Consider the following 25,796-nt stretch of genomic DNA (forward strand, 5'->3'; position numbering starts at 1 on the left):
CCGGGCGCTGATCACGATTATTGGTCCACTAACGCCACACAACAAACCCCGCGCCCACCTGCGGTATGATCCCCGGCTCTGTTTTGCGCAAAGAGCCTTGAACCTGGATGTCTGCCACCTCCCTGCTACCCGAGCACACCGCCCCATTACCCGCCGTACTCGCCGGCCCGCTGCTACGACGGTTGGAGCCGACGCGGCTGGTGCTTTGGCTGGTGGGCTCTCGGGCGTTGGAACTGACGCTGCGTCTACGTTTCGTCGAGGCAAGCGGTGGCGAAACGCTTCTTCAATTCCCCCTCGACACCCAACAGTGTCAGGTACTGCCAATCGGCTTGCATGGCTTTGTCCATCTAATCGACCTGCATCTGGACACCGCCCTACCCTGCGACCAGTCGATTCAGTACGACCTGTTGATCACCGAAGCAGACGGCCAGCAATCAGGCATCGCCGACTGGGCACCGCATTTGCTCTACGGAAATTCGCACTGTCCCGACTTCGTCCTGCAGAGCCGCATCAAGCAGTTGCTCCACGGCTCCTGCCGAAAACCCCATCATTACGCCGACGAGGGTCTGCTCTGCGTCGATCGGTTGCTGGCCGAGGCTCCCGAGCCGGAGCAACGTCCGGCCTTGTTGATGATGAGTGGCGATCAGGTCTACGCGGACGATGTCGCAGGCCCGATGTTGCGGGCGATTCATGCCTTGATTACGCGCCTTGGATTGTTCGAGGAGTACCTGGAGGGCGCGGTGGTCGAGGACAGCGCCAGGCTCTATGGGCATCCGGCCAGTTACTACCATCGTGCCGATTTGCTGCCGGCACTGGAAAGCAATGAAACCCTGCGCGAGCGGTTTTTCGGTGGGGTGAAGAAGCCGATTTTCACCAGCAGTACCGCCGATAACCACTTGGTGACCTTTTCTGAAGTGATGGCGATGTATCTGCTGGTCTGGTCGCCGGTGCCCTGGACGCTGATCGAGCCGCAGCCGCCGGTGCTCACGTCCGAAGAAAAGGCACGCTATGACCTCGAGCAAACGCGGATTAATGCCTTCAAGGCGGGTCTGGGCGGTGTTTCGCGGGTGTTCGCGCACTTGTCGTGCCTGATGATTTTTGATGACCATGACATTACCGATGACTGGAACCTCAGCGCCCAATGGGAGGAGACGGCTTACGGCCATCCGTTTTCCAAGCGCATCATCGGCAATGCGCTGATGGCTTACATGCTCTGCCAGGGCTGGGGCAACAACCCCGATGTGTTCGGCGACTTGTTAGAGAAGACCCGCGCGCTGAGTGCCGAGGCCATTGGCCGGGACCGGCACCTGGACTGCGTCGCTCAGGACAACTTGATCGATGATTTGCTGCGTTTTCAGAACTGGCAGTATGTGTTGCCGACCACTCCGGCGCTGGTGGTGCTCGACACCCGCACTCGGCGCTGGCGCAGTGAGTTCACCCTGAAGCAGCCGTCGGGTCTGCTCGACTGGGAAGCCCTCAGCGAGCTGCAACAGGAGCTGCTGGATCACCCTTCGGCGATCATCGTTTCGCCGGCGCCGATCTTTGGGGTCAAGCTGATCGAGACGGTACAGCGGGTGTTCAGCTGGTTCGGTTTCCCGCTGTTGGTCGACGCGGAAAACTGGATGGCCCATCGCGGCGCGGCGCAGGTGATCCTGAATATCTTCCGCCACTCTCGCACGCCAGGGAACTACGTGATTCTGTCCGGGGATGTGCATTACTCCTTTGTCTATGAAGTGCTGATCCGCCACCGCAAGGCTGGCCCGCGCATCTGGCAGATCACCAGCAGCGGTATCAAGAACGAGTTTCCGCCGAAACTGCTGGAATGGTTCGACCGGCTCAATCGCTGGCTGTACTCGCCGCGCTCGCCGCTGAACTGGTTGACCAAACGTCGACGGATGCAGGTGATTCCGCACATCCCCGAGCACGCTGAAGCGGGTGAGCGGCTGTGGAATTCGGCGGGGATCGGACAGGTGTTTTTCAACGAAAAAGGTCAGCCGCAGGCTATTTATCAACACAATGCCGACGGGTCACCACCGACGCGGTTGGTGGGGCCTGAGGAGCCGCGCTAAGCTGCTGATGCCGGTCAGTCAGGGCCGCCATTCTCCGGTTGGTCTGAAAGATCGCGGCGCCTGCATCGCGAGCAAGCTCGCTCCCACAAGTGCTGTGTACACCGCATATGTTGTGGTGTGCCAGATTCCCCTGTGGGAGCGAGCTTGCTCGCGATGAGGGCAGCACATTCAAGATTGATGTGACTGTCAGACCGCTATCGTCGGAACGCCGCCCGGAGCAAGCTCGCTCCCACAAGTGCCGTGTACACCGCATATGTTGTGGTGTGCCAGATTCCCCTCTCGGGTCGTATTCGCCCTGCTGAATGGGCAAAGCCAATACCAGCCAAAAGTTAGTTGAAGGCTTCCCCTCAACCATAGAATTTCCCACATTGGATTTTTGTTGTGTCAAGACCAGGGTGGCAGACTGGTTTTCTTCAAACGGTTAAACACATAAGGATATGTATGTTTTCACGGAATAAGCTGGTCCCGGAGTTGATGGTCGCCGACATCAAGCAGAGCCTTGATTTCTGGACCTCGTTGATCGGCTTTCGAGTGGCTTATGAGCGCCCGGAGGTAGGGTTTGCCTACCTTGATCTGGATGGCGCGCAAGTGATGCTGGAGCAGTACGACCCTCTCGAAGGGCAGTGGGTGACCGGGGTGCTTGAAGCGCCCTTGGGCCGAGGCATCAACCTGCAGATTGCCGTCGATCTGGTCGAACCGATTCTCCAGCGTTTGGCCTCGGTGCAATGGCCGCTGTTCCGGACCTGTGAAGAAGTCTGGTATCGAGCGGATTCGGTGGAAGTCGGGCAACGCGAATTTCTGGTCCAGGATCCTGACGGGTATCTGGTTCGGTTGGTGCAGAGTCTCGGGGAACGTGCCTGCAGGCTGTGAAAGGTCGCGGTATCTGCTTGACCTCTTTAAGTCACTATCCTCCTCTACTTTCTTTTAGTTTCTACCGCCTGTTTGGTCCTCGGTAGTAAAATTCCACATGCCTTTCGCTAGAACGACACAAGGTAAATATATGAATGACTATGCCGGCAGTTGTTTGTGTGGTGCCGTGACCTATCGAATTCGCGCAGAGATAAAAGAGGCCGGCCATTGCCATTGCAGCCAGTGCCGAAAATTTCATGGCGCCGCGTTCGCGACCTACGTCACGGTCCCTCGTGCAGCGCTTGAATGCGTGACGGGCGCGGAGGTTATTCGCGCTTATCGGTCATCGCCAACGGTGAGTCGAGAGTTCTGTTCCCTCTGCGGCTCCAGCCTGTTTTGGTCGAGTACCAGTGGGGAGCATCCCGAAAAGATTGCCGTGGCGCTGGGGACCCTCGACACGCCCTTTATGCCTGCTCGGCAGGAGCATATTTTCGTTGCGTCCAAGGCTTGCTGGGTGAGTGTTGGGGATGACTGGCCGCAGACGCCGTAATCCTGGTCAGTTAAGAGAAATACCTAGTACCGGGGTGTAAACCAGAGAGCTTAGGCGCGTATGAGATCGCCAAGATCGCAGCCTGCGGCAGCTCCTACGGGATTTGTGTCCACCCGCAACTTCGCGGGTGTGCGCGATCATTGTAGGAGCTGCCGCAGGCTGCGATCTTTTGGGGCCATTCAGCTAGCTGAACCATCACGTCTTTAACTCGCCCTCGGACAGGCTCCACTGCGCCCGGTATTCCATCAGGAAGTCGACAAAGGCCCGAAGCCGCAACGGGGTGTGGCGTCCGCCCGGGTAGAGCAATGTAAAGGGCCGGGACCGTCCGTGGAACGCTTCAAGGACTTCGATCAGGGAGCCTTCCGCCAATTCTTTTTCAACGATGAATTTATAGGTCTGAAACAGGCCTGCGCCGTGCTTGGCCAGGGTCACGCCGCCCAATACATCGTCCGAACAGCTATAGCCGCCTGCGGTCAGCAGGTCCTGGTCTTCGCCCTTGTCCTTGAACAACCAGGCGATGTGCCGGCCGCTGCTGGGCAGCTCGAATTGAATGCACTCATGCTGGTGCAGGTCGTCCAGGGTTTGCGGCGTACCGGCACGCTGCAGGTATTCAGGGCTGGCCACGGTGACCAGTTGTGCGTCTTCCAGATGACGGGCGATCAAGCCTGAATCGGGCAGGACCCGGACCCTGATCGCCATGTCGTAGCCTTCCTCGATGAAGTCGATGTTGCGGTTGCTGACGTGGGCCTCGACCTTGACCGCCGGAAAACGCGCTCGGAAGATCGGCAGCAACGGCAGGATGCGGTGATGGGCGTAGGTGGTGGGCACGCTGATGCGCAAGGTTCCGGAGGGGGTTTGTTGTTTGCCCATCACTTCCCGTTGCGCTTCGACCAACTGGGCCAGGGCCTGGCGGCACTGTTCAAAGTACGCTCGGCCGCTTTCCGTCAGTTTGACGCTGCGGGTGGTTCGGGCGAACAGCCGCACACCCATGCGCGCCTCCATCCGCGACACCGAGCGACTGACCGCAGCCGGGGTGACACCGGCGACCGCGGCTGCGGTGGTGAAACTGCCGGACTCAGCCGCCAGGCAAAACAACTCGATGCTGCCCAGCTGAATATCTTCGAACTGTCGCTTCATGATTGATTACACCATGGATCAAATGAAGTACTCAGACCTGTATTTATCAAACAAAAGTAAAGAAATACAGTGAATTCAACCCGAGCAGTTCCTTCAGAAAAAGGGCTCTGGGACAACCTATGAAACCCAATTTTTGCAGGTACCCAACATGAACTCTCCAAGAACTGTAGTAATCACCGGCGCGTCGAGCGGTATTGGCCTGGGCCTGGCAAAGGCTTATCTGGAGCAAGGCTACAACGTGGTCGGCAACGCTCGCACTGAACAGCGTCTGCGCGAAACGGCCGAGCAACTGGGCAACTCCCCGCGCTTCATCGGCGTGGCGGGCGACGTTGCCGAGCCGGATACCGCCCAGCGGCTGTTCCAGGCCGCCATCGAGGCCTTCGGCCAGGTCGATATCCTGATCAACAACGCCGGGATTTTTCAGGCCAAGCCGTTCATTGACTACAGCCCGCAAGACCTGGAAGCGATGATCAGCACTAACCTCAAGGGCTTCGTTTATCCATCCCAGGTTGCTGCAGCGCACATGATTCCACGCAAGCAGGGTTTCATCGTCAACATTACCGCGAGCGTGGCCTTGCAACCGAACCAACAGGTACCGGCGACCTTGCCGGTATTGATCAAAGGCGGGATCAACCAGGCCACTCGCGCCCTGGCGCTGGAATTGTCACCCCATAACATCAAGGTCAACGCAGTGGCTCCCGGTATTGTCGACACACCTATGCACAGCCCGGAACACCGCGAATTCCTCAAGACCCTGCAACCTCTGGGACGTATGGGCAACATCAGCGAAATCACCGATGCTGTGCTTTACCTGACCAACGCCGAATTCACCACGGGCACGGTGCTGGCGGTGGATGGCGGGATGAGCAGCGGCAAGTGGTAAACAGGGTTGCTCGGGGAGCCGCCAACGGTTCCCCGGTTCAGGGTCAATCGAGTACATAACAGGAGCACGATCATGCCTTTCGTCAGTGTGCGCATCACCCGAGACGGAGTGACCCGGGAGCAAAAAGCCCAGGTCATCGCCGAGATCACCGAAACCCTGGAGCGGGTCCTGGGCAAGCGTCCCGACCTGACCCATATCGTTATCGAGGAAGTGGATACCGATAACTGGGGGTATGCAGGGATGACTACTACCGAGTACCGCAAAAACCTCAACCCCGGCTAGGGTTAGTCAGCTAGCACCACCTCCTGTAGTGAAGGGGTTTAAGACGTTACGCAATCCGTAGCAGCTGCCGAGCCTGCGAGGCTGCGTTCGGCTGCGAAGCAGTCGTAAAATCAGGCACCGCGGTATTCCAGCCACACCGTGGAAGCAGGATTTACGGCTGCTACGCAGCCGAACGCAGCCTTCGGCAGCTGCTACGGGGGATTGTGTTGGACCCCCTAGCCACAAGTACGCCTCGCTTCAAGTGTCCGCGCGATGCGCAAGCGCGAACTCCGCCACATAACCCACCACCGCATCAGGCGCGTCCTCCATCAGGAAGTGCCCTGCCTCCTCGATAATATGCAGCGTCGCGCCGGGGATATCAGCGGCGAGGCGAGCAATCTGCTGCGTCTGGGCAATCAGCCGAATGACTCCACCGTCACCGCGCTGCAGCAGATGTTGACCCAGGCGTTCGGTCGTCGGGCGGCCTTCGGTGTGGATGATGAATAACCGACCGACACCTTGACTCTGTCCCTGGGGACACACCCCATAGTTTCCTTTCTCTTCAAGCGAGGAACGACCGATGGGCAATCTGTGTTTGGTGACGGGTGCCAATGGGCATTTGGGCAACACCCTGGTCAGGGCGCTGATCGCGCGCGGTGACCAGGTCCGGGCCGGCGTGCGGGATACCCGCAACACCGCACCTTTCGAAGGCCTGGACTGCCAACTGGTCTACGCCGAGCTCCAGGACAAGGCCGCGATGCTCAAGGCACTGGAAGGTGTCGAGGTTCTTTACCAGGTGGCTGCGGTGTTCCAGCACTGGGCTAAAGATCCCCAGGCTGAAATTGTCGACGTGAACATGCGTGGTACCCGCACTGTGCTGGAAGCAGCGGCCCAGGCCGGGGTCAAACGCGTGGTGTATGTCAGCTCGGTGGCGGCTGTCGGTCATGATGGCCAGGCGCGGTCTGAAGAACGCTGGAATGATGACCTTCAAAACCCCTACTACCGCTCGAAGATTCTCTCGGAGCAAGTCGCCTGGCAGACCGCTCAAACCCATGGCCTGTGGATGGTCACGGTTTTACCCTCGGCGATGATTGGCCCGCATTGTTTTCGACTGACCGACACCCTGCAATTCCTGGCTGCGATTGAACGGCGCAAACTCCCCCTCGACCCCAATTTTCATTTCAACTTCGTGGATGTGCGCGATGTCGCGCAAGGTCTGATCCTCGCTGCAGAGAAAGGCCGCCCGGGCAATCGCTACATCCTCGCCAACCAGCACTCATCGCCGCTGGCCGAGATCATTGGCGCGGCCAACCGAGTCACTCCCGGCTATCGCGTACCGCCATCCAGCCCTAAATGGTTACTGCTCGGCGTAGCCTGGCTGAAAGAGCGCCTGGCCAGCGCGACCGGCAAACCTGCGGACTTGCTGGTGAACCAGGTCCGAATGTTCTACGGCATCAAGCAGGAATACGACATCAGCAAAGCCGAATCGGAGCTGGGTTATCGCCCGCGACCGCCCGGAGAAGCCCTTAGCCTGGCGTTCGAATACTTGAAGGCGCGGCAAGCCGAGACTCAACACAACGCTGCGCCGTATCCGCAGCAAATAGCCGATTGATGTCGCCTTTAAGCGCGATCAACTGGCCGTCCATTATCTGCAGCGCTTCAATTTGCGCCTGCAATTGAAGACGTTTGCTTTCAATGCCCTGATTGGCCAGTTCCAGTGGAAAGTGATCCAGGCTTTTCTTGGCCTCGATCAACCTGCTCATCTCGCTGAGTTTGAAGCCAACCGACTGTGCCGTGCGAATGATGCGCACAATTTCGAGATGATGCGGCGTGTACACCCGGTAGGTGCCACGGCGCTCTGGCGCGGGGAGCAAGCCGAGCTGTTCATACAACCGAAGGGCTTTAGGCGTGCAGCCTGTTAGTTTGGCCAGTTTCCCTATGTACATAGGTCATTCCTTTTGCGGCGGTTAAATGGATGGCTCTCGCTATGGGCCAAGGACATGCCAGCCACTGCCATTATTCCTTCACTTACAGCCATAAATCGCCAGAATAATTGCACCTGTGTTCATAAAGCCGCCCTTCGGGGTTCAAACACAGCCATACGTATGCAGTCATACGAACTACTTTCGGCCGCAACCGGTCAGTAAAGCAGCCAAATTATTTTCAACTATCCTCTCTCGACAATGACCTGGCCACCTCGAAACCAGGGCCGCAGGGAGAGCGAAGATGGGTGATGCGTCCAGTAGTGAGTCATTGAAGTTCAATGTCTGCGACCTGAATGAAGACATGCTGCATGCCATTATGGAGTTGGTCAGCGACGGGATCTGGGACTGGAATGCCAACACCGGCTTCGTCTACCGCAATCCCGGTTGGTACGAGATGCTCGGTTATCCGCCGCATACCCTGGAAAACAGCGTGTTCACCTGGGAGAACGTGATCCACCCGGACGATTACCCGCGGGTGATGGCTCAGTTTGATGATTATCTGCATCTGCGTTCCCCTCGCTATCAGGCCGAATATCGCTGCCGTATGCAGGATGGCAGCTACACCTGGATCGAGGATCGCGGCATTGTGATTGCCCGCAATGCGGATGGATCGGTGGCGAGGATGGTAGGCGCGCACCGCAGCATTCAAGACAAGAAAAGCTTGTTCGAACAACTCGAACTGAAGAACCAATCTCTTGAGGCTGTCGTGGCCGAACGCACTCGAGAGTTGTCCCTGGTCAATCAGCAGTTGCAACTCCAGCTCGATGAGAATCGCCATCTGGCGGAACGGGATGCGCTGACCTCAGTGGCCAATCGGTACCGCCTGGAAAAGGCGCTGCAGCTGGAGTGCGAGCGTGCCCAGCGGTTCCGCCAACCACTGGCGCTGATCATCATGGACATCGACGACTTCAAACCGATCAACGATCACTACGGCCACGCCCTCGGCGATGCGGCCCTGGTGCGAGTGGTGGAATGCATCAAAGGCTGCGTGCGTGAAGATGATCTGCTGGCCCGCTGGGGCGGTGATGAATTCATGGTGGTCTTGCCCAACAGTTCCCTCGAAACCGCCAAGGTGATGGCCGAGAGTATTCGCCAGGCGCTGATGAACGTACCCCCTCTCGTCGACTTCAAGGTGACGATGAGCTTCGGCATCGTGCAGCGATTGGAGGGTGAGCAGCGTACAGATCTGATGGGCCGGGCCGACCAGGCGCTGTATCGATCAAAGGCGGCGGGCAAGAATATGATTTCCGGGTGAGGGGGTTTAACGGCATCACACCCTTATAGGGCCGCTACGCGGCCCCGCGGGGGCAAGCCCTCTGGCCACAAATGTCGCCCGCCTGACGAATTGCTTTATTAATCGGCCCTTCTCCCCTATCTCCCCGCCTTCACCAACACCGGCTTCTCCTGGTAACGCTCTGGATACAGCTGTTTGAGCTGCGCCACCTTTGGCAAATCGTTGATCACGATATAGGGATAGGTCGGGTGCTCGGTCAGGAAATCCTGATGGTAGTCCTCGGCCGGGTAGAAACCGTTGAAGGTTTCGAGCTTGGTGACGATCGGTTTGCTGAACGAATGCGCGGCGTCGAGTTGGGCGATGTAGGCCTGGGCGACTCGCTGCTGTTCGGCGTTTGCCGGGAAGATCGCCGAGCGGTATTGGGTGCCGGTGTCCGGGCCTTGGCGATTGAGTTCGGTGGGGTTATGCGCCACCGAAAAGAAAATCTGCAGCAAGCTGCCGTAGCTGACCCGGGTTGGATCGAAGGTCACCTCGACGGCTTCTGCGTGGCCAGTGTTGCCGTTGCTGACCTGCTCGTATTGAGCGGTGCTGGCGGTGCCGCCGGCGTAACCGGAGACCGCTCGCTGGACGCCTTTCACGTGCTGGAATACGCCTTGCACACCCCAGAAGCAGCCGCCGGCGAACACGACGGTTTCACTGGTGGATTGGCCGGCAGGCATATCCAGTGCCGGAGGGGCGATGGCGACGGCATCCTCTGAGGTGCCGAAAGAAAAGGCCGCGCATTGACCGATGAAGGTGGCGGCGGCGAGGCCCAGCAGGACTCGGCGCCAGGTTGGTTGATACGGGGTTTTCATGGTGGTGACTCCAAATCTGACGATTGCGCCGCATGGGACTTTCAGTGCTTGCTCGATTGCCAAGATCGCAGCCTGCGGCAGCTCCTACAGGTTTTGCATTCACTCGGTATCTCTTGGGTGTATGGCGTCGGCATAGGAGCTGCCGCAGGCTGCGATCTTTTAGGGACGCACCTACTCGTCGCTAAACACCTGCACTTTTTCACCCAAAGGTAAACGCATACGCCGACACCTGCGGGTCAAAAAACTCGATGCTGAAGGTACGCTCCGTCACATCGCCGGGCTGGCGTACCAGCTGATACAACCGTTGCTCGGTCACGACTCCCGTACCGTCCGGGGCTACGTCGGTGCCGTGGGCAGCGCCCGGAACCTGGCCGTCGAGGGTGACTTTGAAGCGCACCGGTTTGCCGTCGGTGCCGGGGCCCAGTACCAAGTGCAGATCCCGGGCATGAAAGCGGTAAACAATTTTCCCTGCCGGGGCTGCCAGGGTGGCTTGCTCGGCGCCGACCGTCCATTGGCCCTCTAGCCCCCACTCGTTGAGAGCAGGTTGGGTCGGCGGGCTGTAAGCTGCGACGCGGTCGGGCGCCAGGCTGGCGGCCGGGACAAAATGTTCCAGCCGTTGGTAGCCCAGATAGGTTTCCGGCGAGCGAACTTCGCTCATGTCCGCGGCCAATTGCACACCCTGGGCCTTGGCGTCGATCAGACCGCCCGCCACTTGGGCGGCACCGGCCTCGCGCAACAACTGCTGGATCACCCGCTCTGACTCGGCATAGTTGCCCTCGCCAAAATGGTGATAACGGATCCGTCCCTGGGCATCGATAAAATAATGCGCCGGCCAATACTGGTTGCTGAAGGCGCGCCAGATTTTGTAGTCGTTGTCGATGGCCACCGGGTAACTGATGCCCAAGTCCTTCATGGCCTTGGTCACGTTGCCGACGTCACGCTCGAAGGCGAATTCCGGGGTGTGTACGCCGATCACCACCAGCCCCTGATCGCGATACTTCTCGGCCCAGGCTTTGACGTACGGCAAGGTGCGCAAACAGTTGATGCAGGAGTAGGTCCAGAAATCCACCAGCACCACTTTGCCCTTCAACGCCTGCGCGCTCAGGGGCGGCGAGTTGAGCCATTGCACGGCGCCGTCGAGGGGCGGCAGGTTGCCTTCGATCGGCAGTGTTGCAGCCTCTTGGGCGGCCATTTTCATCGCGCCACCAGCGGCCATCATGCTTGAGCCGGACTGCGGATTTTGCGCCATCATCGCCCCGCTGCTGACCGGTGATTTACCGGCCAGGCGGCCGACCAGCGCCTGTTCGATACCGCCAGTGGAGGCCGTCGACAGCCGCGCCAGAATGCCGGTGTCCCACCCCATGGAAAGCGCCACTACGCCCGCCAGCATTGCCGCACCCAAGCCACGGCGCAGCCATTCGCCGGCACCGATCGAGCGTTTCATCGCCGCAAAGACTTTACCGCCCAGCAGCAATGCACCGGCGAGCGAAGTCGCGGCACCCGCGGCGTAGGCCAGCAACAGCAAGGTAGTGCCGATGTTTGCCCCTTGCAGCGCCGCGCCGGTCAGCAGCAGCCCGAGGATCGGCCCCGCGCACGGTGCCCAGAGCAGGCCGGTGGCGACGCCAATCAACAATGAGGCGCCGGGCCGTGGCCGGGTATCGGCACCCGCCGCTTCGGACAGCCGACCGCCGGCCGCTACCAGTGGTCGCGTCAGGCGCTCGGCGAGGCGCGGCAGTAACAGCGTCAGCGCGAATAGCGCAACGAACAGCAACGCGAGCCAGCGACCGTACTGATTGACTTGCACCACCCAACCGCCGCCCACCGCCGCCAGAGAGGCGACCAGCGCGAAGGTCAGGGCCATCCCCGCCAGCAACGGCAAGCCACTGCGCAAAAACGGTTGGCCGGTGCGAGCGAAGACAAAGGGCAATACCGGCAGAATGCACGGGCTGACAATCGTCAGCACGCCGCCGAGATAAGCGAGAACCAGAAGCCACATGGCGTCGACCTTATATGAGGTGAAAGAACCGGCTTATGCCGACAGTGGTTTGAACGTCAGGGCCAGACCGTTCATGCAGTAGCGCAGGCCGGTCGGTTCAGGCCCGTCGTCGAAGACATGGCCCAGATGGCCGCCGCAACGCCGGCAGTGGACTTCTTCGCGCACGACTCCGAATGAGCGGTCCTGACGGGTCGCCACGGCGTTGTCCAGCGGCGCCCAGAAACTCGGCCAGCCGGTGTGGCTGTCGAATTTGGTGCTCGATGAAAACAGCGCCAGGTCGCAGCCGACGCAGGTGAACACACCTTCACGGTGTTCATTGTTCAGCGGGCTGCTATAGGCGCGTTCGGTGCCTTCCTTGCGCAAAATGTCGTACTGCTCGGCGCTGAGCAGCGCCCGCCATTGCGCATCGGTACGAGTGACCTCGAAGGTTTCGCTGGCATTGGCATCGCTGAGCAAGGCCGGACTTGCCGCCCACCTGGGCAGCACGCCGATGGCCAGTGCCGCAACGCCCAGGCCGCCGCCCGCTATCAGGAACTGTCGCCGGGAAAACATGGCTCTCTCCAAAAAATCGCAGTGTTTTGCGTTAGAGACAGCCTAGGCTTGTGGTGGTCGCCAAATCCTCACGCCAAGTTAAACAATTCGTGATAACTCGGCCCCGGTAAAAGCCGCACAATACCCCCATTGCCCAGCGCAGGATTGAGTTCCGATGGATCAGCCCAAACGTGTCCTGGTGGTCGAGGACGATATGCACATCGCCGACCTGATCTCGCTGCATCTGCGCGACGAGCAGTTCGAGGTGGTGCACAGCGCCGATGGTAACGAAGGCCTGCGCTTGCTGGAGCAAGGCGGCTGGGACGCGCTGATCCTCGACCTGATGCTGCCGGGTGTCGATGGCCTGGAAATCTGCCGCCGTGCCCGGGCCATGGCGCGCTACACACCGATCATCATCACCAGCGCACGCTCAAGTGAACTGCACCGCATTCTCGGTCTGGAGCTGGGGGCCGACGACTATCTGGCCAAGCCGTTTTCGATGCTCGAACTGGTGGCGCGGGTCAAGGCGCTGCTGCGACGGGTCGATGCGATGGCGCGCAACCTGAAAATGGACGCCGGCAGCCTGATGGCCGACGGGCTGTTCATCGACCCGCTGACCCGCGACGTCTCACTCGACGGCCGGCGCCTGGACCTCACCCCGCGCGAGTTCGACCTGCTGTATTTCTTCGCCCGCCAACCGGGCAAAGTGTTCTCGCGCATGGACCTGCTCAACGCCGTGTGGGGGTACAGCCACGAGGGTTATGAGCACACGGTCAATACCCATATCAACCGGCTGCGAGCCAAGATCGAGGCCGATCCGGCACAACCGGTGCGCATCCTCACGGTGTGGGGCCGGGGCTATAAATTCGCATCAAAGGAGGATCAGTCATGAGACTGACCCTCACCCAGCGCCTGTCGGCGGTCTTCGCCCTGTTGTTGTTAGTGTGCTGCGGCACTTCGGTGTGGATGCAGGTGCGCTCGAACAAGATGCATGAACTGGAAGTGGTGCAAGGGTTGTCCCGTGATCTGGCCCGGCACATTGCCCGCGACACCCAACTGATGGACGCCAATGGCTTGATGCCAAACGCCCTGCGTCAGTTGTTCAGCCAGTTGATGCTGGTCAACCCCAGCGTCGAGGTCTATCTGCTCGACGCCAACGGCCGCATCGTCGGCAATGCCGCGCCCGAGGGCCGCTTGCGCCGCGACAAGGTCGATCTGGCGCCGGTGCAGCGGCTGATCAATGGCGAGGCCTTGCCGATTCTCGGTGACGACCCGCGCAGTGTCGACGGGCGCAAGGTGTTCAGCGCCGCGCCGCTGCAGGTCAACGGCCAGCAGGCCGGCTACCTCTACGTGGTGCTGCTCAGCGAGGAACACGATCGCTTTGCCGAACGCGGCGCGACCAGCGCGGCCCTCACTACCGCGCTCTGGTCGATTGGTCTGGTGGCGTTGTTGTGCCTGATCGCCGGCCTCACGGCATTTGCCCTGATCACCCGGCCTTTGCGTCGGTTGACCGAGACCGTCGCGCATTTCGACATCAACGGCGCCCCGGTGGTCCCGCCCTCGCCGCCCGCATCAGGCACCGCGCAAACAGCCAGCCATGACGAAATCGCCAGGCTCGACGCGGCGTTCCGCCAAATGCAGACCCGCCTGGGTGAACAATGGCGCTCACTGACGCGCCAGGATCAAGAGCGCCGGGAACTGGTGGCGAATATCTCCCACGACCTGCGCACGCCGCTGGCGTCGTTGCATGGCTATCTGGAAACCCTGTCCCTCAAGGACGCCACGCTGACTCCGGCCGACCGGCGCCGCTACCTCGGCATCGCCCTCGATCAGAGCCGCAAGGTGAGCGGTCTGGCGCAGGCGCTGCTGGATCTGGTGCGGCTGGAGCATGGCTTCGTGCAGCCGGTGCTGGAGCGGTTTTCCCTGACCGATCTGGTGCAGGACGTGTTCCAGAAATTCGAGCTGACCGCCGAGGCGCGGCAGATCACCTTGAAAGCCACCTTCGCCCCCAGCGGCTCAACGGTGTGTGCCGACCTCGGCCTGATCGAACGGGTGCTGACCAACCTGCTGGACAACGCCCTGCGGCACACGCCGCTCAGTGGCGAAGTCGAAGTCAGCCTCGTGCCCCAGGGATCGTTCGTCGAAGTGACCCTCAGCGACAGCGGCCCGGGCATCGCCGCCGAACTGCGCGAAGGCTTGTTCCTGCGCCCGTTCAACATCGGCGGGGCTCGGCGTGATGGCGGGCTGGGCTTGCGCATCGTGCACCGGATTCTGCAATTGCATGGTTGCGAGATCCAGCTGATCGATGTTCCGGGCCAGGGCGCGACCTTCCGCTTCTCGCTGCCGGTGGATGAGGAAATGGCGGCGCAGCTGGCGATTCGTTCGATGAATCTGAATTCGCCGGGGAAGTAGTCGGCGCACGACTATTGAGTGGAGGGGATCCCAAAAGATCGCAGCCTTCGGCAGCTCCTACAGGTATCTAGTGCGCCCGTAATTTCGCGTGGAAACCGACTTGGTGTAGGAGCTGCCGCAGGCTGCGATCTTGGCGATCTCGCACGCGCTGTATCTCCCCTTGATGCCCTCAGCGACTGACGTAGCGAATTATGGTCGCTTGTAGCTAGCAAATTGATGGCGTACTACTGGCCCGAGCCCCCTCTACCTGAACGAGATCACCGACCCCTTCAAGCCAGAGGCATCCATGTATCACGACAATATAATTTATAAAAAAAAGTCCAATGATCCTCGATTCCTCCTTGCTGTAGCAGTCGTACTGTTTCTCGGCGCTTACCTGATGAACCTCGGTAACAGCGCCATCAGTCATTTCGTCCAGCCGCTGTTCGGCAGTGAGCCCGACAGCCTGGCTTATCGCAATATCGCAGTCGGGCTGGCGATTGCCGTGCTGGGCACGCTGAATTTCCATGTGCTCGGGCGCTTGAAGTTCAAGGTTCAGACAACGGTGGTCTGGGTCGAGCTGTTTGTTTTGTTCATGGCGTTCTTCGATACCTTCGACCTCTCCTACTCCTTCATCCTCGATAAAGTCGGATTCCTGATCATTCAGGGCGCCGCGACCACCCTGTATATTTCCGCCCTCGCCATCATCATCGCCTTTGTCCTGGCGCTGATCGGTGCGGTGGCCAAGCTATCGAACAATGGTCTGGCCAACGCCCTGGCGTCGTTCTATACCTCGTTCTTTCGCGGCGTTCCGCTGCTGATCCAGATCTATCTGATCTACCTCGGGTTGCCGCAACTGGGCTATGTGGTCGATGCAGTGCCGGCCGGCGTCCTGGCCTTGTCGTTGTGTTACGGCGCCTACATGACGGAAATCTTCCGCGCCGGGATCCAGAGCATTCCGGTCGGCCAATGGGAGGCGTCACGGGCGCTGGGCATCAGCCCGTTCAAGACCCTGAGCCGGGTGATCATGCCCCAGGCGCTGAAGGTGATCATTCCGCCCACCGGCAATCAGTTCATCGCCATGCTCAAAGACAGCTCGCTGGTGTCGGTGATCGGCGTCTGGGAGTTGATGTACCTCGCCAAGACCCAGGGCCGCGCAGACTTCCGCCACCTGGAAATGCTGATCACCGCGGCGATGATTTACTGGGCCCTGTCGTTCGTGCTCGAAAGGGTTCAGGCGAGGATCGAAAAACGGGTCAACCGATCCACTGTGAGGGGTTGAACCTGATGACAGGCATTATTAGCGCCGAACGGCTGCCGAATGACACCAACCCGGTCGCCAAGGCCCGGGACTCGATGATCTCCATCACCGGCCTGAACAAGTGGTACGGCAACTTTCACGCACTGCGCGACGTTGACCTGAACGTCGCCACCGGCGAGATCCTGGTGGTATGCGGTCCTTCGGGTTCGGGCAAGTCGACGATGATTCGCTGCATCAATCATCTGGAGAACTTCCAGAAGGGCCATATCAGCGTCAACGGCATTACCCTCACCAGCGAAGCCGAGAGTGTCAGTGCCGTGCGGCGCGAGATCGGCATGGTGTTCCAGAGCTTCAATCTGTTCCCGCACCTGAGCGTGCTGGATAACCTGACCCTGGCGCCGCAATTGGTGCAGGGCGTTTCCTCCAGCGAAGCCAAACGTCGCGCCCAGGTGTATCTGGAGCGGGTACGTATTGCCGAGCACGCCCACAAGTACCCGTCACAACTCTCCGGCGGCCAGCAGCAACGGGTCGCCATTGCCCGGGCGCTGTGCATGAATCCCAAGGTGATGCTGTTCGATGAGCCGACCTCGGCCCTCGATCCGGAGATGGTCCATGAGGTGCTGGATGTCATGGGCGAACTGGCGAATGACGGCATGACGATGATTTGCGTGACCCACGAAATGGGTTTCGCCAGCAAGGTGGCTGATCGCGTCCTGTTCATGGATCAGGGACAGGTCATCGAGCAAGCCACGCCGGCCGAGTTCTTCAAAAACCCGCAGACCGAACGCGCCCGGAAATTTCTCTCACAGATCATCGGTCACTGATTTTCCGTTCCTGAACACCCAGCCCCACAACAATAAATAACCACGGAGATGGACATGCTCACGAATAAACGTGCTGTAACGCTTGCGGCCTTGATGTCGGTGCTGTTTGTCGGCGCCGTCAACGCCGGTCCCGTCCTCGATAAAATCCACAAAGATAAAGTGATGACGGTCGCGACGTCCGCCACCTGGCCACCGCAGGGGTTCATTAACGACAAGAATGAAATCGACGGGTTCGATATCGACGTCTCGAAAGAAATCGCCAAACGCCTGGGGGTCGAAGTCAAATTCGTCACGCCCGACTGGGACGTGATCACCGCCGGTAAATGGAACGGTCGTTGGGACATGTCCGTCGGCTCCATGACCGCCACCAACAGCCGCGCGCGGATCCTCGACTTCCCTGCCACCTATTACTACGTGCCCTATGTCTTCGCCGTGCATAACGGCTCGGCCCTGAAAGACCGTGCCGCGCTCAACGGCAAGGTCATCGGCGTCGAAGGCGGGACCACGTCCGAGGACTTCCTCAACCAGTCCCTGGCCATCGAAGCGACCGACGTGCCACCGTTCAAGTACGACGTGAAAGCCGGGAAGCTGAAAACCTATTCCGGTTCGCTGGGGCCGCTGGATGACCTGCGCCTGGGCGACGGCGTGCGCCTGGACGCGATCCTCACGCAACAAAGCACCCTGGAAGCGGCGGTGAAAAAGAACTACCCACTCAAGGCCGTTGACGGCAGCGTGGTGTTCTACGAACCGCTGGCGATTGCCATCGACAAGGGTGACCCGGAGTTGAAAGCCAAGCTGGGCGAAGTCATCGGCGCCATGCACAAGGACGGCACCCTGACCAAGCTGTCCAACAAGTGGTATGGGGTCGATTATTCGACGGTGAAATAATCGGGTGGCCGGGGGAGTTTCAATAATTCCCCGGCCTTTGTGTTGAGGCTTGAATCGCCAAGATCGCAGCCTGCGGCAGCTCCTACGGGGATGACTATGCCTTTTCCGAAAACCTGGTACTCCCAGACCTCGCTCCCGCGCGAGGCCAGGGCCGAACTGCTGGTCGATGCAGAATGCGATGTATGCATCATCGGCGCCGGCATCGCTGGTTTGACTGCGGCACTGGAGCTGACCCGACGCGGTAAACGGGTGATCGTCCTTGAAGCCCACCAGATCGGCTGGGGCGCCTCGGGGCGCAACGGCGGCGTGGTCTCCCCTGGTTGGGCGCAGGGATCCGGCGCTATCCGCAAGAAGCTCGGGCTGGAGAGTGCCAGGACCTTGTTCCAGATGTCGGTGGAGGGGGTGAATATTGTCAGGAGCAATATTGCCGAACTGGCACTGCAAGGCTGCGACCCGTCTCCCGGGACGATTCAGGTCAAACGTTACGATGACCGCGTGGCAGTGAAAAACTACGTCGAGCGCGTGCAACGCGATTTCGGTTATCCATTGAATTTTCTCGATACCGAGCAGGTACGGGCACTGGCCCATACCGAAAAGTACTTTCAAGGCATCGAAGATCCACAGGCCATGCACTTCCATCCGCTGAATTACTGCCTGGGACTGGCCAATGCCATCGAAAGCGCCAACGGACGGATTTTCGAACACTCGAAAATGCTCGCCTGGCGCCGCGAAGGTGCCGGCAAAACGGTACAGACCGCCCTCGCCAATGTGCGCTGCAAGGACCTGATTTTCTGCGCCGGTGGTTACGGCGGCAACGAGTTGCAGAAATTGAGCCGAGCCTATCTGCCGATCGCCACCTATGTGGTGTTGACCGAACATTTGGGCGACTCGATCAAAGGCATCCTGAACTCCGGCGCGGCCTTTTCCGATGACCGCCGCGCCTCGGATTATTACCGGGTGGTCGAGGGCGACCGCCTGCTGTGGGGCGGCCGTATCACCACCCACAACGAACAGAACGAGCAAGCCTTGGCCAACATGCTCAAGCACGACATGGTCTCGGTATATCCCCAGCTGGCATCGGCGAAGATTGAATTGGCCTGGTCCGGCCTGATGGGCTATTCAACCAACAAGATGCCGAACCTGGGCCTGCTTGAGCCGGGCGTCTGGGCCTGCACCTCGTTTGGCGGGCATGGCCTGAACACCGGCTCCATCGGTGGCCGGGTGATCGCCGAAGCCGTCTGCGGCGAGAGCACCCGGTACCTGTTGTTCAAACCCTACCTGCTGCCGTGGAACGGCGGGCCGTTCGGGCTGGTCGCGGCGAATGCCATCTATCGCTCGTTGAAAGTGATGGACTTTGTGCAGGAGCGGTTGCGCTCTTAGTACCGCGCATCCACCGGCCTGCCGCCGTTCGGCCAGTCTTTCACCTTGTCCGGGAAGTCCGGGCGCGGCTGGCCGGAGAAGTAGGCGGCGACGTCCACCGCTTCCTGATCCGACAAACCACCTTGCCCCAGCGGGAATTTCTCGTGGAAGCCAATCGGCATGTTGCGTTTGACGAAGGCCGCGGCGGTGTAGGTGCGGGCCATGCCGGCGCCGATATTGAAGGACTGTTCACCCCACAGTGGTGGGTATACAAGACTGCCGTCGGCACGCGCCAAACCCTCGCCGTTGTTGCCGTGGCACACCGCACACTGCTTGGCGTACACCTGCTTGCCGTTGGCCAGGTCGGGCTTGATCGCCGGATCGATCTTGCCCACGCCACGCCCGGCTACTTTGTCTTCGGGTTGGGTGTTCATTTTCATCCAGTCGAAATACGCAACCATCGCCTGCATGTCCGCTGATTGCGGCGGCAGCGGTTTGCCGTTCATGGAGCGGCGGAAGCAGCCGTTAATCCGTTCCTCCAGGCTCACTACCTTGCCCGCACGCGGCGCATAGCCGGGGAAAAATGCCGAGACACCGACAAAGGGCGAACCATCCGCCACGGTGCCCGCGTTCAAATGGCAACTGGTGCAGTTCAGCGAGTTGCCGACATTGTTCGGCAGCAGCTCCTTGGTTTGCAGGTGTAGGCGCATGCCGCGCACTACTTGATCGGCATTCGGTGCCGCCAGCAAGTTAGCGAGGCGCGGGGTTTCAAAGGCCGATGAGTCGGTGCTGGCCGGGTTGAGCTGGTCGCGCATTTTCTTGACCTGCGCGGCGCTGATAGGTGTGCCTTCATTGCCCCAGCGGGTGCGGACGAAACTGAGAATTTCGGCGATTTCCTGATCGGCCAATCGGGCGAAACCCGGCATGGTGTAGACACGTGGATGGGTTGCCGTTTCCGCTGTTTCCCAACCGGTGAGGGTGATGTGCAATAGCGAGGTTGGATTGTTCGACGCAACGCTCGGGTTGCCAGCCAGAGGCGGAAACAGACCTTTCACGCCACCGCCGTCGCTGCGGTGACAGTCGCTGCAAAACTGCATGTAACCCAGGCCGCCGCGACTGGTGAACAAATCCTTGGGCGGCGCTGCGGGTGCCTGCGCCACAGCGGGCATCGGCAAGTCGTCTTTACCTGCCGGCAGGGATTTCAGGTAGGTAGCAATGGCGGTCAAATCGCCGTCGGTGACGTGTTGGGTGCTGTGATTAATCACATCGGCCATGTTGCCAGACACCGTGCCAAACCGGTTCTGCCCGGTCTTGAGCAACTGCACGGTGTCTTCCACCGTCCACAGGTTACGCAGGCTCAGCGCACGCCAATGTTCGACGGTTTCCCCGGCCAGGTAGTGCTGGCCGCCGCGCCCGGCGTCGCTCATGGCTTTTTCCTGGAAGGCAATTCCGCGTGGTGTGTGGCACGAGCCGCAATGCCCCAGGCCCTGGACCAGGTAAGCGCCACGATTGAGCACTTCATCCCGGGCCGGATCCGGCGCAAACGGCTGCGTGTCGAGAAACGCAAAATTCCACAACGCCAGGCCCCAGCGCTGGTTGAACGGGAAGCCCATGTCCGCCTCCAGATTGGCCTGGCGCACCGGTTCCACGCCCTGCATCAGGTAGGCGAACAAGGCACGCATATCGGCTTCGCTCATCTTGGCGTAGGACGGGTACGGCATCGCCGGGTACAGATTGACCCCAGCCGGCGTCACGCCTTCACGCATGACCCGGTCGAATTGCTCGAAGCTGTATTGGCCGATTCCGGTGTCACGGTCCGGGGTGATATTGCTGGAGAAGATCGTGCCCATCGGCGTCTTCAGCTCCAGCCCACCGGCCATTACCGGGCCCTCTTTGGCGGTGTGGCAGGCGATGCAGTCGCCCAGTTGCGCAACGTATTTGCCGTGCTCGATCAGGCGGGTATCGGGTTCGTCGGCATGCAGAGGATGCGCCAACAACAGCGTCGCCCCCATCAGGGCCAGACGTAACAGGGAAAGGGCCATCGCATTATTCCTTTAATAACCTGGCCTGGAGTGGTCTCCTCAGCGCAGGTTTGCAATCGTCGTTATGAGGTCATCAGGCCGATAACCGGGGCAAGGTCAGCCCCGGCTTCGTTGTAGCGGATTTTTTGAGGGCGGCCCTTGATGTGGATCAGGGCCGGGAGAGGATCAAGCGTTTTTCAGGTAGCGCACAGCGTCCAGTTCGATCATGACCGGTACCTGGGTGGTGACCAGTTCCTGCAACAACGAACGCAAGGCTTGTGGGGTATCCACAGGGTGATGGGCGACATGGAAACTGCGGGCCATCGCGGCAAAGTCCGGGGTCATGATGTCGACGCCCAGCGGCTCGATCTCGCGCGCTTCCATGTAGTCACGAATCTCGCCGTAGCACTGGTTGTTCCACAGCAGCATGATCACCCCCACTCCGGCCTCACGGGCGGCGATCAGTTCGGCACAGGAGAACTGCGTGCCGCCGTCCCCTACCAGCGCCACCACCGGTCGATCGGGCTTGGCCAGCTTGGCGCCGATCGCCGCGGGCAAGCCGTAACCGAGGGTGCCGTAGCCGCTTCCGGCGTTGAACCAGCTGTTGGGTTTCGGCGACTGGTAACCCACCGCGCCCTGATACACCGGTTGCGTGGAGTCACCGACGATCAGCGGATCGACCAGGCTGTCGCGCAGCAGATCAAGCAGCCCTTGCAGCCCCTGTTGTTTGGCTGTCCAGCTGTCGCGCTCGAGCTGGTTGACCCGCTGCACACTGTCCAGCGCCCAACGACCGGATTGCACGGGCGCGGCAATACTGGCCAACAGCGCCTGCAAGCCTTCGCGAGCATCGCCCACCAGCCCGACATGCGCCCGCTGCAGGCCCATGACTTGCATTGGATCGATGTCCAGACGAATCAGCGGCGCCTTGAACTTCAGTGCTCCCAAGCCGAAAAAATCGTAGTCGGTCTCGCCCAGTTCGGTGCCGACCGCGAGGATCACATCGGCTTCATCGAACAGCGACCGACCATGGGCCGACGACTGCACACCGTCGAGCAGCAGTGGATGGCCGACCGGCAGCAAGCCCCGAGCATTGGTGGTCAACGCCACCGGCGCCTGCAGACGTTCGGCCAGTTGCTGCAGCACATCGGCGCAGTCACGCGCCCCGCCTCCGGCCAGTATCAATGGCCGGCGCGCCTCATTCAGCAGGTTCAGCGCCGCCTGCAACGAGGCTGTCGCCGGCGCCGGAGCACCGGGCAGACTGCGCGGCATCAGGTTGAGGTCAGCGGCTGGCATATCCAACACATCCAGCGGGATTTCGATGTGCACCGGTCGTGGTCGGGCACATTTGAAAATGGCGAAGGCGCGGGCCAGCAGTTCCGGCAACTGTGCCGGTGACTGCAGTGTGTGGCTGAAGGCACAGACGCCGGCGACCATCGCGCGCTGGTCCGGCAGCTCATGCAGATGGCCGTGCCCCAGATGCAGATGCTCGCGACGGTTGGTGGTAGAGATCACCAGCATCGGCACGGAGTCCGCGTAGGCCTGGCCCATGGCCGTGAGGATGTTGGTCATACCGGGCCCGGTGATGATGAAACACACCCCCGGCCTACCACTGGCGCGAGCGTAACCGTCGGCCATGAAGCCGGCGCCCTGCTCGTGACGCGGGCTGATGTGCCGCAGACGGCTGCCATGCAGGCCCCGATAGAGTTCGACGGTATGCACGCCGGGAATCCCGAACACGGTGTCTACGCCGTAACCTTCCAGCAAGCGAACCAGCGACTGGGCACAGGTGGTCATCTTTCACTCCTCTTATTGTTCTGCGCCGACGGTCAGCGAGCGAATCGGCAAGTCTTCGTTCGCAGGACAGTAGTGCCGGGCAGCGTCTCGCCACAATCAAAAAAAATCATGGCGATTGAACAATAAAATTCAGCTTTTCAACGAGCGACGGACTTCCGAACGCAGCCCAACCAGGCCCCCCAACTGCGACTTGACCCAATCGCTGAAGGCCTGCACCACCGGCCGCTCGACTTTCTGCTGATCGGCGACCAGGTAGTAACCGCGGTTGGATTCGATCTCGGTGTCGAACGGTCGCACCAGCAGCCCATTGGCCAAGGCCTCGCCACTGATCAGGTTGTCGCCCATGGCAATGCCTTGACCGGCAATGCAGGCCGACTGCACGAAATGCGCGTCGGCAAACACAATGCCGCGTTGCACATCCACGTTCGGTGCGCCGGCGGCCGCCAGCCAGACTCGCCAATCAGAGTAATCGATCATGTGCAGCAGTGGCGCGCCGACCAGGTTTTCCGGGGTTTTCAAGCCGCCCATGGTATTGACGAGACGCGGGCTGCACACCGGGAAATAGCGCAGCGAAACGATTTTCTGCACATGCTGGTTAGGCCAGTCGCCCATCCCGTAGGCGATGAACAGGTCGGGTGTGTTGTCACTGGTGTCATCCGGCGTGCGCGGAGAAATCAGGTGCAATTCGACCTGTGGATAAAGCGCCTGGAACTCCGCGATCCGGGTACACAACCAGTACGTCGCAAACCCTGCCGGGCTGCTGACACACAGCCGCCCGCTGACCTGCTGGCCATCGAACCGCTGGCCAGCCTCAAGGATGTTGGCCAGCAGCAGGTGGATGTCCCGGGCATAGCGCTCACCCTGCCAGGTAATGCGGATATTGCGCCCGGTGCGTTCGGTCAGGGCGAAGCCAAGGGTTTGCTCAAGGCTTTTGATCTGGTGGCTGATGGCGCTGGGCGTGAGGTTCAGCTCAGTGGCGGCGTCGGACACGCTGCCCAGCCGGGCCACCGCATCCAGCGCCCGCAACGCGGTCATGGAGGGGAAACGCATAGGTTGGCATCACACAAGTAGAGATGGCTTTTACGATAACGGGATTTGTCCGACAGACATAGCCAGCAAAACTTTCAGCTCCGCGGGCAACTGTTGAATTTAATTTCACAGTTGCACGAAAAACCCTCGATTGACCCCCATGTGCCATTAGCTATTCTCGGCTGCCACCAGGGCCCGTCTGTGATGCCCGGTGCCACGACAAAAACAAGAGGGACGACCCTTGCACTTGCAGTCCAACTCCGTAAATCCGGTGGTAGCGATAGACGCTCTGCACAAGAGTTATGCCGCTCACCATGTTCTCAAAGGCATTTCCCTGCGTGCCCACGAAGGTGAAGTGGTGTCCCTGATCGGCTCCAGCGGCTCCGGCAAAAGCACGCTGCTGCGCTGCATCAACCTGCTGGAAATCCCCTGCAGCGGCAGCCTGCGCATCAACGGCGAAGAAGTGCGCCTGAAGAAGGACCGCGCCGGCAATCCGCTGATTGCCGACCCCGAGCAAGTGGCGCGTCTGCGCACCCGACTGAGCATGGTCTTCCAGAGCTTCAACCTGTGGCCGCACCGCACGGTGCTGGAGAACGTCATCGAAGCGCCGGTCTACGTGCTGGGTGAGGATCGCAAGGACGCCATCGCCCACGCCGAACATCTACTGGAAAAGGTCGGCCTGGCAGACAAGCGCGACGTCTTCCCGTCCTTCCTTTCCGGCGGTCAGCAACAGCGCGTGGCGATTGCCCGTGCCTTGGCGATGCGCCCACAGGTGCTGTTGATGGATGAACCGACGTCCGCCCTCGACCCGGAACTGGTGGGCGAAGTGTTGAAAGTGATTCAGGGCATCGCCGAGGAAGGCCGCACGATGATTCTGGTCACCCACGAAATGGCCTTCGCCCGGGACGTGTCGAGCAAGGTGATGTTCCTCCATCAAGGCCTGGTGGAAGAAGAAGGTACGCCGCACCAAGTGTTCCTCAATCCGAACAGTGAGCGCTGTCGCCAATTCGTGATGGCCCAGGAAAACCGCAGCTGATTGCCCGCTTCAATCCTTGAAAACAATAACTTCGATAAAGGGTAAAGCCATGAAAAAAATCTTTAAGACCCTCGCCGCTGGCTGCATGTTCGCGGCCCTGGCCCAACACGCCGGCGCTGCCGAGAAAATTGTCTTCGGTATCGCTCAGGAACCCTACCCGCCGTTCTCCATGAAGAGCGGCAATGGCGACTGGAACGGCTTCGAGCCGGAGCTGATCAAGGCGCTGTGCGAGCGCATGCAGGCCGAGTGCCCGCTCAAGGAAGTGGCCTGGGACGGACTGATCCCGGCCCTGCAATCGAGTCAGATCGACGTGATTCTCAACTCCCTGAGCATCACTGCCGAGCGCGAGAAAGTCATCGATTTCTCCCAGCCGTACTACCAGACCCCAGCCATGTGGGTAGCCGAGCAGAACCTGGAGCTGGTCACCACGCCTGAAGGCCTCAAAGGCAAAGTGATCGGCGTGCAGGGTTCGACCTCCAACGCGACCTTCGTCAAGGAGTACTACGCCAAGGGGTCGACCCTGCGCTACTACAACACCCAGGACGACATGACCTCCGACCTGCAAAGCGGCCGGATCGACGTGATGCTGGCCGACGCGTTGACCATCGAACCCTTTATCAAAACCCCGGCAGGCAAAGGTCTGGCCGACAAAGGCCTGGCCCCCAAGGATCCGCTGTTCGGCTCGGGTATCGGCGCGGCCATCCGCAAGGGTGATTCGGCCCTCAAGGACAAGATCAACGTCGCGCTGGCCTCGCTGAAAGCCGATGGCACTTACGACAAGATCCGCAGCCGTTTCTTCAGCGTCGACATCTCTGCACAGTAAGTCGCCGCTCTAGCGCTACTT

The 25,796-nt window shown here is 60.3% G+C and carries 24 protein-coding genes; 15 read left to right on the top strand and 9 right to left on the bottom strand.

What is annotated here, in order from left to right; translation table 11 throughout:
• Positions 1-107: 107 nt before the first annotated feature.
• The 3 genes from F8N85_RS02075 to F8N85_RS02085 all read left to right on the top strand — a co-directional run bounded on the left by F8N85_RS02075 (position 108) and on the right by F8N85_RS02085 (position 3,468).
• Entirely contained in the window at positions 108-2,069 is a 1,962-nt protein-coding gene (locus tag F8N85_RS02075; protein WP_150802027.1) for an alkaline phosphatase D family protein, read from the top strand.
• Positions 2,070-2,510: 441 nt separating this feature from the next.
• Positions 2,511-2,939 carry a bleomycin resistance protein gene (locus tag F8N85_RS02080; RefSeq protein WP_150802028.1) on the top strand — a complete coding sequence of 143 codons (429 nt, stop codon included), beginning with the start codon at positions 2,511-2,513 and terminating at the stop codon, positions 2,937-2,939.
• A 130-nt stretch (positions 2,940-3,069) separates the two neighbouring features.
• Positions 3,070-3,468, top strand: a complete 399-nt coding sequence (locus tag F8N85_RS02085; RefSeq protein ID WP_150802029.1) for a GFA family protein — start codon at positions 3,070-3,072, stop codon at positions 3,466-3,468.
• Between the two features lie 195 nt (positions 3,469-3,663).
• Here the strand turns inward: F8N85_RS02085 and F8N85_RS02090 are convergent, their stop codons facing one another.
• Positions 3,664-4,605, bottom strand: coding sequence for a LysR family transcriptional regulator (locus F8N85_RS02090; protein ID WP_150802030.1), 942 nt, complete (start codon positions 4,603-4,605; stop codon positions 3,664-3,666).
• 148 nt (positions 4,606-4,753) lie between these two features.
• Between F8N85_RS02090 and F8N85_RS02095 the strand changes: the two genes are divergently transcribed.
• Complete coding sequence (locus F8N85_RS02095; protein WP_150802031.1) at positions 4,754-5,488, top strand: SDR family NAD(P)-dependent oxidoreductase; 735 nt, start codon at positions 4,754-4,756, stop codon at positions 5,486-5,488.
• A gap of 72 nt (positions 5,489-5,560) precedes the next feature.
• Entirely contained in the window at positions 5,561-5,770 is a 210-nt protein-coding gene (locus F8N85_RS02100) for a tautomerase family protein (RefSeq protein ID WP_150802032.1), read from the top strand.
• A gap of 237 nt (positions 5,771-6,007) precedes the next feature.
• On the opposite strand, the gene F8N85_RS34485 is transcribed toward F8N85_RS02100, so the two are convergent.
• Entirely contained in the window at positions 6,008-6,292 is a 285-nt protein-coding gene (locus tag F8N85_RS34485) for an alpha/beta fold hydrolase (RefSeq protein WP_191636091.1), read from the bottom strand.
• A gap of 37 nt (positions 6,293-6,329) precedes the next feature.
• Here F8N85_RS34485 and F8N85_RS02115 point away from each other — a divergent pair, with 37 nt between their 5' ends.
• Complete coding sequence (locus tag F8N85_RS02115) at positions 6,330-7,361, top strand: NAD-dependent epimerase/dehydratase family protein (protein ID WP_191636092.1); 1,032 nt, start codon at positions 6,330-6,332, stop codon at positions 7,359-7,361.
• Here the strand turns inward: F8N85_RS02115 and F8N85_RS02120 are convergent.
• Positions 7,276-7,695 carry a MerR family transcriptional regulator gene (locus tag F8N85_RS02120; RefSeq protein ID WP_150802033.1) on the bottom strand — a complete coding sequence of 140 codons (420 nt, stop codon included), beginning with the start codon at positions 7,693-7,695 and terminating at the stop codon, positions 7,276-7,278. The genes F8N85_RS02115 and F8N85_RS02120 overlap by 86 nt on opposite strands.
• 280 nt (positions 7,696-7,975) lie before the next feature.
• Between F8N85_RS02120 and F8N85_RS02125 the strand changes: the two genes are divergently transcribed.
• Complete coding sequence (locus F8N85_RS02125; protein WP_150802034.1) at positions 7,976-8,989, top strand: sensor domain-containing diguanylate cyclase; 1,014 nt, start codon at positions 7,976-7,978, stop codon at positions 8,987-8,989.
• A 116-nt stretch (positions 8,990-9,105) separates the two neighbouring features.
• Here the strand turns inward: F8N85_RS02125 and msrA are convergent, their stop codons facing one another.
• The 3 genes from msrA to msrB form a co-directional block, all read right to left on the bottom strand.
• On the bottom strand, positions 9,106-9,822 hold the full coding sequence (gene msrA, locus F8N85_RS02130) for a peptide-methionine (S)-S-oxide reductase MsrA (protein WP_150802035.1): 717 nt from the start codon (positions 9,820-9,822) through the stop codon (positions 9,106-9,108).
• A gap of 199 nt (positions 9,823-10,021) precedes the next feature.
• The gene (locus F8N85_RS02135; RefSeq protein WP_150802036.1) at positions 10,022-11,818 is read right to left on the bottom strand and encodes a cytochrome c biogenesis protein DipZ; all 1,797 of its coding nucleotides are present in this window, start codon (positions 11,816-11,818) and stop codon (positions 10,022-10,024) included.
• A gap of 33 nt (positions 11,819-11,851) precedes the next feature.
• Positions 11,852-12,370, bottom strand: coding sequence for a peptide-methionine (R)-S-oxide reductase MsrB (gene msrB, locus F8N85_RS02140; RefSeq protein ID WP_150802037.1), 519 nt, complete (start codon positions 12,368-12,370; stop codon positions 11,852-11,854).
• Between the two features lie 154 nt (positions 12,371-12,524).
• Here msrB and F8N85_RS02145 point away from each other — a divergent pair, with 154 nt between their 5' ends.
• From F8N85_RS02145 to F8N85_RS02170, 6 genes are all read left to right on the top strand, one after another.
• Complete coding sequence (locus F8N85_RS02145) at positions 12,525-13,241, top strand: response regulator transcription factor (protein WP_150802038.1); 717 nt, start codon at positions 12,525-12,527, stop codon at positions 13,239-13,241.
• Complete coding sequence (locus F8N85_RS02150; RefSeq protein WP_150802039.1) at positions 13,238-14,761, top strand: sensor histidine kinase; 1,524 nt, start codon at positions 13,238-13,240, stop codon at positions 14,759-14,761. The genes F8N85_RS02145 and F8N85_RS02150 overlap by 4 nt, the downstream gene beginning before the upstream one ends.
• A gap of 286 nt (positions 14,762-15,047) precedes the next feature.
• The gene (locus tag F8N85_RS02155) at positions 15,048-16,022 is read left to right on the top strand and encodes an amino acid ABC transporter permease (protein WP_150802040.1); all 975 of its coding nucleotides are present in this window, start codon (positions 15,048-15,050) and stop codon (positions 16,020-16,022) included.
• A 5-nt stretch (positions 16,023-16,027) separates the two neighbouring features.
• Positions 16,028-16,825 (top strand): amino acid ABC transporter ATP-binding protein, encoded by a 798-nt coding sequence (locus F8N85_RS02160; RefSeq protein ID WP_412072472.1) that lies wholly within the window; start codon positions 16,028-16,030, stop codon positions 16,823-16,825.
• Positions 16,826-16,879: 54 nt separating this feature from the next.
• Positions 16,880-17,713, top strand: a complete 834-nt coding sequence (locus F8N85_RS02165) for a transporter substrate-binding domain-containing protein (RefSeq protein ID WP_150802041.1) — start codon at positions 16,880-16,882, stop codon at positions 17,711-17,713.
• A 96-nt stretch (positions 17,714-17,809) separates the two neighbouring features.
• Positions 17,810-19,093, top strand: a complete 1,284-nt coding sequence (locus F8N85_RS02170) for an NAD(P)/FAD-dependent oxidoreductase (protein ID WP_150802042.1) — start codon at positions 17,810-17,812, stop codon at positions 19,091-19,093.
• On the opposite strand, the gene F8N85_RS02175 is transcribed toward F8N85_RS02170, so the two are convergent.
• The 3 genes from F8N85_RS02175 to F8N85_RS02185 all read right to left on the bottom strand — a co-directional run bounded on the left by F8N85_RS02175 (position 19,090) and on the right by F8N85_RS02185 (position 23,937).
• Positions 19,090-21,114 carry a c-type cytochrome gene (locus tag F8N85_RS02175; RefSeq protein ID WP_150802043.1) on the bottom strand — a complete coding sequence of 675 codons (2,025 nt, stop codon included), beginning with the start codon at positions 21,112-21,114 and terminating at the stop codon, positions 19,090-19,092. The two genes, F8N85_RS02170 and F8N85_RS02175, sit on opposite strands and share 4 nt — an antisense overlap.
• A 165-nt stretch (positions 21,115-21,279) precedes the next feature.
• Positions 21,280-22,887 carry a 5-guanidino-2-oxopentanoate decarboxylase gene (locus F8N85_RS02180; protein ID WP_150802044.1) on the bottom strand — a complete coding sequence of 536 codons (1,608 nt, stop codon included), beginning with the start codon at positions 22,885-22,887 and terminating at the stop codon, positions 21,280-21,282.
• 129 nt (positions 22,888-23,016) lie between these two features.
• Positions 23,017-23,937, bottom strand: a complete 921-nt coding sequence (locus tag F8N85_RS02185; protein WP_150802045.1) for a LysR substrate-binding domain-containing protein — start codon at positions 23,935-23,937, stop codon at positions 23,017-23,019.
• 220 nt (positions 23,938-24,157) lie between these two features.
• Between F8N85_RS02185 and F8N85_RS02190 the strand changes: the two genes are divergently transcribed.
• Complete coding sequence (locus F8N85_RS02190; RefSeq protein ID WP_150802046.1) at positions 24,158-24,952, top strand: ABC transporter ATP-binding protein; 795 nt, start codon at positions 24,158-24,160, stop codon at positions 24,950-24,952.
• A gap of 49 nt (positions 24,953-25,001) precedes the next feature.
• A complete protein-coding gene (locus tag F8N85_RS02195; RefSeq protein ID WP_150802047.1) occupies positions 25,002-25,775 on the top strand; it encodes a transporter substrate-binding domain-containing protein in 774 nt (257 codons plus the stop codon).
• Positions 25,776-25,796 lie beyond the last annotated feature (21 nt).

The sequence above is a fragment of the Pseudomonas fluorescens genome, assembly GCF_902497875.1.
Lineage (GTDB): Bacteria > Pseudomonadota > Gammaproteobacteria > Pseudomonadales > Pseudomonadaceae > Aquipseudomonas > Aquipseudomonas fluorescens_BR.